Here is a 12,127-nt window from a genome sequence, read left to right on the forward strand (position 1 = left end):
CCGCGCAGGCCGGCCGTTCCGTGGGCCTGCCCGGCTGCTCAGGTGCCGGATGCCTCCGGAGTCGCCGCCTCGCCGCACCGCCGTTCCCGGGCACCCTCGCGGGTGCGGCCCGCGCTGACCAGGCGGCGCGGGTTGCGGCGCAGATACTCGCCCTCCAGCTGTGCCATGCGCTCGTTGTGGGTCCGCAGCGCGTCGTTCGAGCCGTACAGGAGGGTGTCGTGGCGCGTGCGGTGGATCGTCTCCAGCTCCTTCATGAGCTGCTGGTAGTCCAGTCGGCTGGGGTCGACTCCGGTCATGTGGTGCCCCGCTCGTCGTGTCCGTGCCCCCGAGGAGTTTCGGGAGGAATACATGCTGCTCGCTCCTGAATCCACTGTACGAACATCCGGGGGCCTGGGCCCGGCAGGGGGCGGAGGTGCCGCTGACGCGGGGTCCGCAGGACGGCGAGGCGTACTGGGGTGCGCTGTCGCGGGCGAGCACGCATCGAGCTGCACAGCGCGCTGCTGCACGAGGGGGCCGCGCAGGTGACGGGCAGCCGGCAGTGGCCGACGCACCGGGCGAAGCGGACGACGGGAGTCTGCCACCGGGATCTAGCCTCGCGCTTTCACGAGACTGGCCACCCGGTAGATGTCAGCTATCTGGAGGGTGCCTTTGAGCAGCGAGGAAGGGGCTGACGAGGTTCTGCTCTCTGCAGCAGCCGGAGGCACTTCTCAGGTGAGTAGCCGCCAGGGCTTCCGCACCGTCAGAACGGCGGCGACCACCGACCGGCCCAGGCCGGCGGATCCCCAGCCGGAGGCCAGACACGAAGCTCTGGGAACGACGGGTGGGGCCACACGCGGCCGACCCATTCAGATTCGGGGATCCCGCCTTCCCAGTCATCGGTGCAGCGGTCGGCCCAGTCGCGGCCTACCAGCACCGGCCGAGTCGCCAGTCCGCTCGGAGTGTCCTGCACTCGCAGGACCAGGCCGAGGTCGTTGATCCCAGGGTTTCCGCGCGGCCCGTAGCACACGCCGCCCATCGAGCCGGGGAGATCGATCAGCCATTGCTCCAGCTCGGCCGGATCGCCACCAACCAGTGCCACCTCGTCCAGCGTCACCTGCGGCCCGTGAACAGCATCGACCGCCACGCAGAACAGCCGGCCGGAGTCGTCGAAGTATTCATATACGGCAGGTTCCGCCGGGCTGCGCCCCAGTTGGACACCCACGACCTCTGGAAACCAGGGTTCGGCCTGGAACCGTTGCAGCTCAGGAGCCTCCGGCAGCGCCAGCGCTGCCTCATCTACGCTCATGCCGAACCGCAACGGCCCGACGCCCTCCAGCGGCGTCAGCGCCCACACCGACCGAGCCCCCGTGCTGGCTTCTTGAGAGCCGAGCGACGTCATCGGCTTATCCTTTCCGCCCGCTCCAGGCTTCGGCCAGGTGAACCGTCCGATAGATGATCAGTTATGCAAAAATGCCTCTAAACAGCGAGAATAGTGATTGTCGAGGTCCCTGTTCCCGCGCCGTCCGGAGGCACTCTTCAGGTGAGCAAGCGTATCGGCTACTACCCGCGCTTGCGGGTGTCGGGTGGTGGCAGCGGGGTGGTCTCGCAGGCCGGTGGGGTGCTGCTCGTGGAGACGGCTCGCCGGACCGGGCTGGCGGACGCACTGTCGGCGGCGCTCGCGCCGTGGCGCAAGCCCAGGGCAGTGCACGATCCGGGCAAGATCCTTCTGGACGTGGCGCTCGCAGTCGCGCTGGGCGGGGACTGCCTGGCCGATGTCGCGATGCTGCGGGCCGAGCCCGCCGTGTTCGGCCCGGTGGCCTCCGACCCGACCGTCTCCCGCCTGGTCGACGCCCTGGCCACGGCCGGGCCTCGTGTCCTGGCGGCGACCCGGCGGGATGCAGGTTCGGGTGACAGGTGCGGTCACGCGGCCTGGAGGGCCGGTGTGGTCATGACGGTCTCGAATTCGACGGGGGTCAGTCGGCCGAGTGAGGTTTGTCTGCGACGTCGGTGATAGGTCCGCTCGATCCAGGTCACGATCGCGATCCGAAGTTCTTCGCGAGTGGCCCAGACACGGCGGTCGAGGACGTTCTTCTGCAGCAGGCTGAAGAAGGACTCCATGGCCGCGTTGTCGCCGGCAGCTCCGACCCTCCCTATCGACCCGGCCATTCGGTGCCGGTCGAGCGCCCGGACGAACTTCCTGGAGCGGAACTGCGATCCGCGATCGCTGTGCAGAATGCACCCGTCGACGTCTCCACGCCGGGCCACGGCGTTGTCCAGGGCGGCCACGGCCAGGCGGGACTTCATCCGCTCGTCGATGGAGTAGCCCACGATCCTGTTGCTGAAGGCGTCCTTGATCGCGCAGAGATAGAGCTTGCCTTCGCGGTGGCGTGTTCGGTGATGTCGGCGAGCCACACCCGGTTCGCGCAGGCCGCGGTGAAGTCACGGCGGACCAGGTCGTCGTGCACCGGCGGGCCGGCCTTCTTGCCCTTGCCGCGCTTCTTGCCGAACACGCTCCACCAGCGGTTGTCCCGGCAGATCCGCCATGCAGTGCGGTCCGCCATCACGGCCCCGGCGCCGCGCCCTTCGTCGGCCAGGAAGCGGTAGCCGAACTCAGGGTCGTCACGGTGCGCGTCGAACAGCGCGTTCGCGCGATACGCCTCCTCCAGCACGGCGTCGGCAACCGGCTTGCCCAGCCAGTGGTAGTAGGGCTGTCTGGCGAGCTTCAGCACCCGGCACGCAACCGTGACGGGCACCCCGTCCCCGGCCAGCTCCTTCACGAGCGGGTAGATCCTTTTCCCGGCAGATGCGCCTGCGACAGATAGGCCGCGGCCCGCCGCAGGACCTCGTTCTCCTGCTCCAGCAGCTTGATCCGCCGACGCGCTTCCCGAAGCTCTGCGCTCTCCTGACTGGTCGTTCCGGGCTTGGTCCCGCCGTCGACGTCCGCGCGACGCATCCACTTCCACAACGTCATGGGATGGACCCCGAAGTCGGTGGCCACCTGCTCCACCGTCACCCCCGGCCCGCGGTTCCTCGCGACCCGCACGACGTCCTGGCGGAACTCCTCCGGATAAGGCTTGGGCACAGCGACATCCTTCCCACCCGCCCCACAGGGCAAGCCAGTTCAGACGTCACCCGATCGTGCGGCAGACCCCATGTCGCATGCGCTCATGTGAAAGGAGTGCGCAAGGACGGACCTAGGACGGATCTAGGACGGCAGCTCTTAGCCTCGATCCTGCATGACGGCCCCGCAATGAGCCGTCATGCACTAAAGCGCGTCACGGGGGCTCGCACGCCTCTCGGCGACGCTGCTTGCATGGGAGACAACTCACCAAGCACACATCGTCAGGGGGACCATGTGAATCTCGCCCGGAAGCTGGCAGCCGGAGCCATCGCGGCCGGCCTCACCACCGCTGGCGTCGTCACTGCAACCCCGGCCAGCGCCACGAGGGAGAGGTCCGTGAGGGCACCACGCAGTAAACTGCGCGCATTCGCAGTCATCAGTCTGCTGTTCACCGGGACGGTGATCGCAGCCGCGCCGGCTTCGGCGACACCACAGGCTCCAATCGTCACCAACGTCTCCGTCAAGGTGACCTCCGCGAAGGGTTCGGTACTACCCTGCGTGCAGCAGATTAAGGCGCAGGCGCCAAAATCCTGGTCACCCAACGCTGTCGCCAAGGCAGTCGCAACACTTTGCGACTTCAAACTCAGCCACGTCGAAACGACTCGCCCGGCAACGATGCATCCGCTATCGACGGGGCCTGGCAGTTTCTGCACAAAAGCAGACGACGGCATTCCCACCATCGCTAACGTGAGAATCAGTTGGTGCTTTAGCGTGTACGCCGGCGTTCCAGGATATGCGCAGCCAACCAGCCTGAAATGCGCCCAGTCTGCGACCGGGTTCTCGATCGATCTGCATGGCCCGTGCCAATGGTATGGGCAGAACCCGGCTTATGGAAATGGAGACCAAGCCTTCGGCGCAACCGAGAACTTCACTAGTAACGCCAAGGTTTTTGGGGTTGGGTTTAGCGCTGATCACTATCTGAACATAGCGACACACTGGGACGGCACGAGTTGCCTGAGTAACGACGAAGATACCGCCGGTAAGTGCTGGACGCCCCAGCATTAGCCTCTTGTGGCCCCCATCGCGAGATGGGGGCCACTTGGGCGGATCCAGAGCTCTGCTCAGAAGAGTTCAGCGCGAAGCGGGAAATTGAGGAGTCCGATGACGGCGTCAAGGGTCTCGGCGAGCTTCTCAAATTGGGGGACGGAAGCGCCCGCCCTCCTCGGAGAGGATCCGCCAACACTTGAAGCGGGCCATCGTGTGCTCGACGTCCGCCGGAGGCCGCCCGGTCTGCCCGTAGCCCAACGGGATCTGCACATCGGGGAAACCACGGGGCACACTGAGGCATTTTCAACCTCAGCTCGAGGTTGCTATGTGGAGGGCAAGGACGGCCTTGACCAGGTCGGTGATGCGGGTGGTGCTGCAACGGCGCTTGCGCAGGGGGCGCCAGGACTTCAGGGTGGCCATTACCTGTTCACCGACCGCACGGATCCTGGCGGGGGAGACGCTGACGGCCTTCTGGCCTTCGGAGAGCTTCTCCCAGCGGCCGGGGTAGGGACGCGCAGGGTGCTGCCGGCGCCCTGATACCCCTTATCGGCCCAGCAGCGCACGCCGACCTCCGTCAGCGCCGCCATCACGCCGTGGGTGCGGGCGGCTTTGACGTCGTGTGTCGCGCCGGGCAAAGCGGCGGAAGCCCACAGCAGCCTCCCGAATGGATCGGCGAGGACTTGAACGTTCATGCCGTGCTTCTTGTGCTTATCTGCCGACTCCCTAACCTCCCTATACGCGTAAGGGGTTTAGGTGAACGCCACCCGTGCTCAAGCGCCCAGACGGCACCTCCATCCCGAGGCGGGCCTGCCGCAACCAGAACGAACCCGGTGACAACAAGCCCGCCTCGGGGACAGCTATCGTGCTTCGGCTCAGCGACACAACGAGGCCAACGTTGCTTGATGCGGCACTAGCGGACCCGCTCCACCCGGCGCTCGTCCCAGACCGGTTCCGGCGTCTCGCGCACGCGACCGTCCGCGCCGAAGACCAGGTAGCGGTCGAAGGAGCGGGCGAACCAGCGGTCGTGGGTGACCGCGAGGACCGTGCCCTCGAAGGCCTCCAGGCCCTCCTGCAGGGCCTCGGCCGACTCCAGGTCGAGGTTGTCGGTCGGCTCGTCCAGCAGCAGCGCGGTGGCACCCGCCAGCTCCAGCAGCAGGATCTGGAAGCGGGCCTGCTGGCCGCCGGAGAGCCGGTCGAAGGCCTGTTCCGCCTGCTGGGTCAGCTCGTAGCGGCGCAGCCGGGACATGGCGGCGCCGCGGTCCTGGGAGTGCTCCTTCCAGAGGATGTCGAGGAGGGTACGGCCCGCGAGCTCGGGGTGGGCGTGGGTCTGTGCGAAGTGCCCGGGTACGACCCGTGCGCCGAGCTTCCACTCCCCCGTGTACGCGACGTCCTCACCGGCCAGCAGGCGCAGGAAGTGCGACTTGCCGGAGCCGTTGGAGCCGAGGACGGCGACCCGTTCGCCGTAGAAGACCTCCAGGTCGAACGGCCGCATGAGGCCGGACAGTTCGAGTCCCTTGCAGGTGACGGACCGCACGCCGGTGCGGCCGCCCTTCAGGCGCATGGTGATGTCCTGCTCGCGCGGCGGCTCCGGGGGCGGTCCGGCCTCCTCGAACTTGCGCAGGCGGGTCTGGGCGGCGGCGTACCGGGAGGCCAGCTCGTGGCTGACGGAGGCGGCCTGTCGGAGGTTGAGGACCAGCTTCTTCAGCTGGGCGTGCTTCTCGTCCCAGCGGCGGCGCAACTCCTCGAAGCGGGCGAAGCGTTCGCGGCGGGCCTCGTGGTAGGTGGCGAAGCCGCCGCCGTGCACCCAGGCGTCGGCGCCGGCCGGACCGGGCTCCACGGAGACGATCTTCTCGGCGGCGCGGGCGAGGAGTTCACGGTCGTGGGAGACGAACAGGACCGTCTTGCGGGTCTCCCTGAGCTGCTCCTCCAGCCAGCGTTTGCCGGGCACGTCGAGGTAGTTGTCCGGCTCGTCCAGCAGCAGCACCTCGTCGGTGCCGCGCAGCAGCGCCTCCAGCACCAGGCGCTTCTGCTCGCCGCCGGAGAGGGTGCGCACCTGGCGCCACTGGGCGCGCTCGTAGGGCATACCGAGGGCCGCGGTGGTGCACATGTCCCACAGGGTCTCGGCCTCGTAGCCGCGTACCTCGGCCCAGTCGGCGAGGGCCTGCGCGTAGGCCAGCTGGGCGGCCTCGTCGTCGACGGTCATGATGGCGTGCTCGGCCTCGTCTACCGCCTTGGCCGCAGCGCGGATGCGGGGCGGGGCGACGGACACGAGCAGGTCCCGTACGGTCGTCTCGTCCCGCACGGAGCCCACGAACTGGCGCATCACACCGAGGCCGCCGCTGACGGTGACGGTGCCGCCGTGCGGCTTCAGCTCGCCGGAGACCAGCTTGAGCAGGGTGGTCTTGCCCGCGCCGTTCGGGCCGACCAGGGCGACGGCGGCGCCTTCCCCGACCCGGAAGGACACGTCCCCGAGCAGGGTCCTCCCGTCGGGGAGGTGGTACTCGAGGTGCGCGGCTTCCAGATGTCCCATGGGGAGGCATTCTGCGGGCCGGTCCCCACCCCGGGCAAACGCTTATCCAACGGTTATCGAGTGGCCCTTGCACCGGCGTTCGATGATCATCGGCGGATGCTGACTCTCTCCGATGACCGCGGTCACCTCTCCTACGACGTCGCCGGCGACGGGCCTCCCGTCGTCCTCGTGCACGCCGGCGTCGCCGACCACCGTATGTGGGACGGCGTCGTGCCGGGCCTCGCCGAGCGGCACACCGTCATCCGCTACGACCTGCGCGGCTTCGGTGAGTCCGCGGCCCCCACCGGCCCGTACAGCGACGCCGACGATCTGCGCCGTCTGCTGGACCACCTCGGCCACGAACGTGCCCGGCTCGTCGGCGCCTCCTGGGGCGGCCGCGTGGCTCTGGACCTCGCCCTCACCGCCCCGGACCGGGTGCAGTCCCTGGCCCTGCTCGCACCGCCCTGGCCGGGGTACCACTGGTCCGCGGAGATGGTCGCGTACGACGAGGCGGAGACGGCGGCGCTGGCTTCCGGCGACCTGGACGCCGCCGTCCGCATCAATCTCGACATGTGGCTGCGCGGGCCGGCCCGGACCTGGGAGGACGTCACGGCCGGCCTCGCCGACCGGCTCCGCGGCCCGATACGGGCATCGCTGGTGAACCAGGACGTCGTGGCGGAGCATTCCCAGGGCCCCGTGACCGGCGACCTGGCCGCCGTCCGCGTCCCCACACTGGTCGGGATCGGCAGGCTGGACATCGCCGACTTCCAGGACATCGGCCGGCGGTACGCCGCCGGGATCACCGGTGCCGCCCTGGTCGAGTTCCCCTCCGCCGGTCACCTGATCGCGCTGGACGCGCCCACCGACCTTGTCTCGGTATTGGTCCCGTTCCTCAGCCGTTAGCGTCTCACCACCGGCGCGCCCCCTGTCCGGCTATCCGGCCGTGTCCACCGGCTCCCCTGTCGGCCCGGCCTCTCCCCTCGGCTCCACCATGGCGCCCTCCCAGGACAGGGCCTTCCAGCCGTCGGACGGGGAGCCCTCGAGGACGACCACGCCGGTGTTGCCCAGGGGGCGGGCGGCGGCGAAGGGGACGTCGACGTTGTGGGCGCGGGCGGCGGTCCACAGGCGGATCGCGGCGCCGTGGCTGACCATGGCGACGGTGCCGGCGCCGCTCGCGGCGGCCTCGGCGATCACGGCGTCGTACCGGGCCAGGGCCTCCTCGCCGCTCTCCCCGCCGGGGATGCGCGGCGCGGTGTCGCCGGCCGCCCAGGCGAAGATCGTTCGCATGTACTCCCGGCCCTCGGCGGACTCGCCGGGCAGCATCTCCAGGTCGCCGGCGGACACCTCGCGGATGCCGTCGCGGACGATCACCTCAAGGCCCCCGGCGGCGGCCAGCGGGGCGGCGGTGAGCTGGGTGCGCAGCAGCGTGGAGGCGTACACGGCCTCGATGTCCTCGCCGGCGAGCGCCTCGGGCAGTGCGGCGGCCTGCGCCTCACCCAGCGGGGTCAGGGCGGGCCCGGGCACGCCGGTGTCCAGCAGGTGGTGCACGTTGGACGGGGTCTCGCCGTGGCGGACGAGAAGGAGGCGCATCCGGGGGCATCTCCTCACGCGCCGGCCGGGCGCCCGGCGCAGACAGGCACAAGAAACGGGCACTTCAGGGTAACCGGACCCCATGAGCCCGAACCCGGACCTGGACCTGACCGGCCTGGACCCGACCGACCCGGACCCCACCGCCCGCTCGGCCGGCCGGAGCGCGCTGTGCCGGCTGCTGGATCTGGACGGCCGGCTCTTCGAGGCGGCCGCCGCCTGGCACTGGCCCGGCGCCGAGCGAGTGCTGCCCCGCCTCAGCCACAGCGCGAACCACGGCGTGCTGTGGTTCGCGACGGCCGCCGCGATGGCCGCGAGCCGCACCCCGAGGGCCCGCCGGGCGGCGACCCGGGGCCTGGCGTCCCTCAGCGTGGCCTCGCTGGCCATCAACACGATCGGCAAGCGCTCGGTGCGCCGGGCCCGTCCGGTACTGGACCCGGTGCCACTGGCGCGGCAGCTCAGGCGGCAGCCGATCACCACGTCGTTCCCGTCCGGGCACGCCGCGTCGGCCGCCGCATTCGCGACCGGGGTGGCGCTGGAGTCCCCGGCGTGGGGCGCGGCGGTGGCGCCGGTGGCGTTCTCGGTGGCGGCATCCCGGGTGTACACGGGCGTGCACTTCCCGAGTGACGTGCTGGCCGGGGCGGCGCTCGGCGCGGGCGCGGCCTTCCTGGTACGGCGGCTGGTGCCGACCCGCGCCCAGGTGCGGCGGCGGTCCCGGCCGCGTGCCGCGGCACCTGCGCTGCCCGAGGGCGACGGTCTGGTCGTGGTCGCCAACCGGGCCGCGGGGACGGCCGACCGGATCCGGGCGCTGCACAGCGCGCTGCCGCGGGCGGAGATCGTCGCGTGCGCGCCGGAGGAGGTCGGCGACGAACTGGCGAAGGCGGCGGTACGTGCCCGGGTGCTCGGTGTGTGCGGCGGCGACGGCACCGTGAACGCGGCTGCGAGGATCGCGCTCAGGTACGGGCTGCCGCTCGCGGTGCTGCCGGGAGGCACCCTCAACCACTTCGCCCTCGACCTGGGCGTGGAGGACGAGCGCGATCTGGCCCGCGCGGTCCGGCACGGCGAGGCGGTGCGGGTGGACGCGGTCCGCTATGTCACGGGCGGGAGCGAGGGCCTGTTCCTGAACACGCTGAGCCTGGGCGTCTACCCGGAGTTGGTGACCGTGCGGGACGGCTGGCGGCACCGGATCGGCGACTGGCCGGCCGGACTGCTGGGCGCGCTGCGGGTGTTGCGCGCGGACCGGCATCCGCTGGAGGTGGAGCTGGGCGGTGAACGGCGGCCGCTGTGGCTGCTGTTCGTGGGCAACGGCGTCTACCACCGCATGGGGCTCGCGCCCGGCCGCCGTACCGATCTCGCGGACGGACTGCTGGACGTGCGGGTGGTGCACGGCAACCGCCGGCCCGCCCTGCGGCTGCTGGCGGCTGCCGCCGCCGGTCCGCTGACCCGTTCCCCGGCGCACGCGGCGGTGCAGGTCGACCGGCTCCGGGTGACCGGTGTCGCGCCGGGCACCCCGATGGCGTACGACGGCGAGGTGACGGCCGTGTCGGGCGAGCTGATCCTGGAGAAGCTCCCCGAGGCCCTGACGGTCTACCGGCCACTGCGCACTGCTTTCTGACGAGCAGTCAGAGAGACGCCCGGCCGCCCCCTGTCCGCCGCCGTCCATTATGTGAAACGTCAGTCTCATCATCCGGCCTGCGCGCGTACCGTGATGCGTACCAGCGGTGACGAGGGTGAAGGGAAACAGCCATGCCGAAAGCGCAGGAGACCGCCGTCTACACGCACGGGCACCACGAGTCGGTGCTGCGGTCGCACACCTGGCGGACCGCCGAGAACTCGGCGGCCTATCTGCTCGGTTCCCTGAAGCCCCACATGAAGATCCTCGACATCGGCTGCGGGCCCGGCACCATCACGGCCGACCTGGCGGCCCTGGTCCCGGACGGCCACGTCACCGGCGTCGACCACGCGCCCGGCATCCTGGAGCAGGCCCGGGCCACCGCCGCCGGGCGGGGCCTGACCAACGTGGACTTCGCGGTCGCCGACGTCCACGCCCTGGACCACCCGGACGACACCTTCTGCGTCGTCCACGCCCACCAGGTGCTGCAGCACGTCGGCGACCCGGTGCAGGCGCTGCGCGAGATGCGCCGGGTGACCAAGCCGGGCGGGTTCATCGCCGTACGCGACGCGGACTACGCGGCGATGACCTGGTACCCGGCCGTGCCGGGGCTGGCGGACTGGCTGGACCTGTACGAGCGGGTGGCCCGGGCCAACGGCGGTGAGCCCGACGCCGGGCGCCGGCTGAAGGCCTGGGCGCTGGCCGCGGGCCTCACGGACATCACCGCCACGTCCAGCACCTGGACCTTCGCCGCACCCGAGGAGCGGGCCTGGTGGAGCGGGCTGTGGGCGGACCGCACCCTGGCCTCCTCCTATGCGGAACGGGCCACCGGGGGCGGTCACGCGACGGAGGACCAACTGCGGGCCGCCTCCGCGGCGTGGCGGGAGTGGGGCCGGCGGGAGGACGGCTGGTTCGCGGTCCTGCACGGGGAGATTCTGTGCCGCAAGGAAGCCTGATCCGCGCATTCCGGGAAACCCGGACCGCAGGAGGTACACATTATGGTTCCCATCCTGCTGGTACTGCTTCTGGCGCTCCTTCTTTTCGGCGTCGGATTCGCGGTGAAGATTCTCTGGTGGATTGCCCTGGCCGTGCTGGTCGTCTGGCTGCTGGGTTTCCTGGTCCGCAGCACGACCGCCGGCGGCGGCAGGGGCCGCTGGTACCGGTGGTGAGGTGAGCTGGTCCCGGGGAAGCAGCGGCCCGAGCGGCCCGAGGTCCAGATCGAGGTCCTCGGGCCGCAGTCCACGACGGTCACGGTGCGGTCTCCCCGACGAACGAATAGGCGGCCCACGGGCCGGTGAGTTCCACCCGGATTCCGGGTGCCTCGACCTTCGTATGGTCCACCAGCTCCACGAATTCCTCGCAATGCCACCGGGGCACCAGATAGGCCGCGTCGAGGACGTTCCGGCCGGGCTCCGCGGAAAGCGCGGAATTCTGCGGGGCGTGCAGCCGGGAATCCTCGGCGTACCGGGAAAGCAGCTCGTGCAGCGACCGGGCGAACGCATCGGCCTGCTGCCACCGCTCCTCGTGCGCGTGCCGGCTCTCGCGGCGCCGGCGCAGATGGTCCGGGCCGCTCGCGGGACCCGGGGCCATCGCGGGGGCGGATTCGGCGGGCTCGTGCTCCAGGTACAGCTTCACACCCCACTCCACCCGCCCCTCCAGCCGGTCGAGGGTGCGCCGGAAGTCGTCCTCGCGGGCCTCGATCATGGTGCGCACCGCGCTGTCGTCCTGGAAGACGGTCGCGAGGCGGAGCGGCAGCGGGGTGGTGACCGTGGTGAGCGCGTCGATCACGCCCTGGTGCGCACGGGCGGTCGTGGCCAGCCAGTCCAGGTCCTCCAGATGGGCCTTCAGGGCCTCCTCGCAGAAGTCGGCGGCCGGGACCTGGCTGACGACGGCGATGAGGCCGTGATGGTGCAGCAGCGCCGGCGGGGCGCCCGCGACGCCCGTGAGCTGGAACTGCAGGGGTTTGTCGAAGGGGCGGCAGACGGCGTAGACGTAGCGCAGTCCGGTCATGGTGCCTCCTTCGGTGGGCGGCCCGGCGCCGGCTCCTCCAGCCGGGCCAGTCGTTCTCTCAGCTCGGCGTTCTCCCACCAGTCGATACCCATCTCCTTCGCCCGGTCGACCGAGGCGAGGTCGGCTCCGCCGCCCTGGCCGTACGGCTCGGGAAACCGGCCGGGCGCCGTCATCCGCTGTTCCTCAGGTCCAGCCTGGCCCGCCGGCCCCGGGCGCGCCACAGTTCACCCGTCTCCTCCGCTGCCTGGAGCGCCATGGGCACCCTCCGCTGTCCCCTCGGTACCCTCCGACGCCATCGTCATCCTCCCTCACCCGTGACCTC

At 70.6% G+C, this 12,127-nt stretch carries 10 protein-coding genes and 4 pseudogenes; 6 read left to right on the top strand and 8 right to left on the bottom strand.

Features of this window, described 5'->3' with window-relative positions; genetic code table 11:
• Positions 1-38: 38 nt before the first annotated feature.
• Positions 39-382, bottom strand: a pseudogene (locus tag ACWC2T_RS21950) (DUF6158 family protein).
• Between the two features lie 357 nt (positions 383-739).
• A complete protein-coding gene (locus ACWC2T_RS21955; protein ID WP_450672022.1) occupies positions 740-1,378 on the bottom strand; it encodes a hypothetical protein in 639 nt (212 codons plus the stop codon).
• A gap of 141 nt (positions 1,379-1,519) precedes the next feature.
• Between ACWC2T_RS21955 and ACWC2T_RS21960 the strand changes: the two are divergent.
• Positions 1,520-1,870: pseudogene (locus tag ACWC2T_RS21960) on the top strand (transposase); the annotation flags it as partial.
• A gap of 29 nt (positions 1,871-1,899) precedes the next feature.
• Here the strand turns inward: ACWC2T_RS21960 and ACWC2T_RS21965 are convergent.
• Positions 1,900-3,061 (bottom strand): annotated as a pseudogene (locus tag ACWC2T_RS21965) (IS3 family transposase).
• A 375-nt stretch (positions 3,062-3,436) separates the two neighbouring features.
• Between ACWC2T_RS21965 and ACWC2T_RS21970 the strand changes: the two are divergent.
• On the top strand, positions 3,437-4,105 hold the full coding sequence (locus ACWC2T_RS21970; protein ID WP_450672023.1) for a hypothetical protein: 669 nt from the start codon (positions 3,437-3,439) through the stop codon (positions 4,103-4,105).
• A gap of 291 nt (positions 4,106-4,396) precedes the next feature.
• Here ACWC2T_RS21970 and ACWC2T_RS21975 read toward each other — a convergent pair.
• Both ACWC2T_RS21975 and ACWC2T_RS21980 read right to left on the bottom strand, forming a co-directional pair.
• Positions 4,397-4,797 (bottom strand): annotated as a pseudogene (locus ACWC2T_RS21975) (transposase family protein); the annotation flags it as partial.
• Positions 4,798-4,997: 200 nt separating this feature from the next.
• Positions 4,998-6,617, bottom strand: coding sequence for an ABC-F family ATP-binding cassette domain-containing protein (locus ACWC2T_RS21980; RefSeq protein WP_450672024.1), 1,620 nt, complete (start codon positions 6,615-6,617; stop codon positions 4,998-5,000).
• 96 nt (positions 6,618-6,713) lie between these two features.
• Between ACWC2T_RS21980 and ACWC2T_RS21985 the strand changes: the two genes are divergently transcribed.
• Complete coding sequence (locus ACWC2T_RS21985; RefSeq protein ID WP_450672025.1) at positions 6,714-7,499, top strand: alpha/beta fold hydrolase; 786 nt, start codon at positions 6,714-6,716, stop codon at positions 7,497-7,499.
• A gap of 30 nt (positions 7,500-7,529) precedes the next feature.
• On the opposite strand, the gene ACWC2T_RS21990 is transcribed toward ACWC2T_RS21985, so the two are convergent.
• Positions 7,530-8,186: a histidine phosphatase family protein gene (locus ACWC2T_RS21990; RefSeq protein ID WP_450672026.1), complete on the bottom strand. Its 657-nt coding sequence runs from the start codon at positions 8,184-8,186 to the stop codon at positions 7,530-7,532.
• A gap of 82 nt (positions 8,187-8,268) precedes the next feature.
• Here ACWC2T_RS21990 and ACWC2T_RS21995 point away from each other — a divergent pair, with 82 nt between their 5' ends.
• The 3 genes from ACWC2T_RS21995 (at position 8,269) to ACWC2T_RS22005 (ending at position 10,964) form a co-directional block, all read left to right on the top strand.
• Complete coding sequence (locus ACWC2T_RS21995) at positions 8,269-9,798, top strand: phosphatase PAP2 family protein (RefSeq protein WP_450672027.1); 1,530 nt, start codon at positions 8,269-8,271, stop codon at positions 9,796-9,798.
• 131 nt (positions 9,799-9,929) lie between these two features.
• Entirely contained in the window at positions 9,930-10,751 is an 822-nt protein-coding gene (locus ACWC2T_RS22000) for a class I SAM-dependent methyltransferase (protein ID WP_450672028.1), read from the top strand.
• Between the two features lie 42 nt (positions 10,752-10,793).
• Positions 10,794-10,964: a hydrophobic protein gene (locus ACWC2T_RS22005; RefSeq protein WP_450672029.1), complete on the top strand. Its 171-nt coding sequence runs from the start codon at positions 10,794-10,796 to the stop codon at positions 10,962-10,964.
• 79 nt (positions 10,965-11,043) lie between these two features.
• Here ACWC2T_RS22005 and ACWC2T_RS22010 read toward each other — a convergent pair whose 3' ends face one another.
• On the bottom strand, positions 11,044-11,805 hold the full coding sequence (locus ACWC2T_RS22010) for a GvpL/GvpF family gas vesicle protein (protein ID WP_450672030.1): 762 nt from the start codon (positions 11,803-11,805) through the stop codon (positions 11,044-11,046).
• Positions 11,802-11,978: a hypothetical protein gene (locus ACWC2T_RS22015; RefSeq protein ID WP_450672031.1), complete on the bottom strand. Its 177-nt coding sequence runs from the start codon at positions 11,976-11,978 to the stop codon at positions 11,802-11,804. The genes ACWC2T_RS22010 and ACWC2T_RS22015 overlap by 4 nt, the downstream gene beginning before the upstream one ends.
• Between the last annotated feature and the right edge of the window lie 149 nt (positions 11,979-12,127).

It is taken from the genome of Streptomyces sp. NPDC001393, assembly GCF_053597455.1.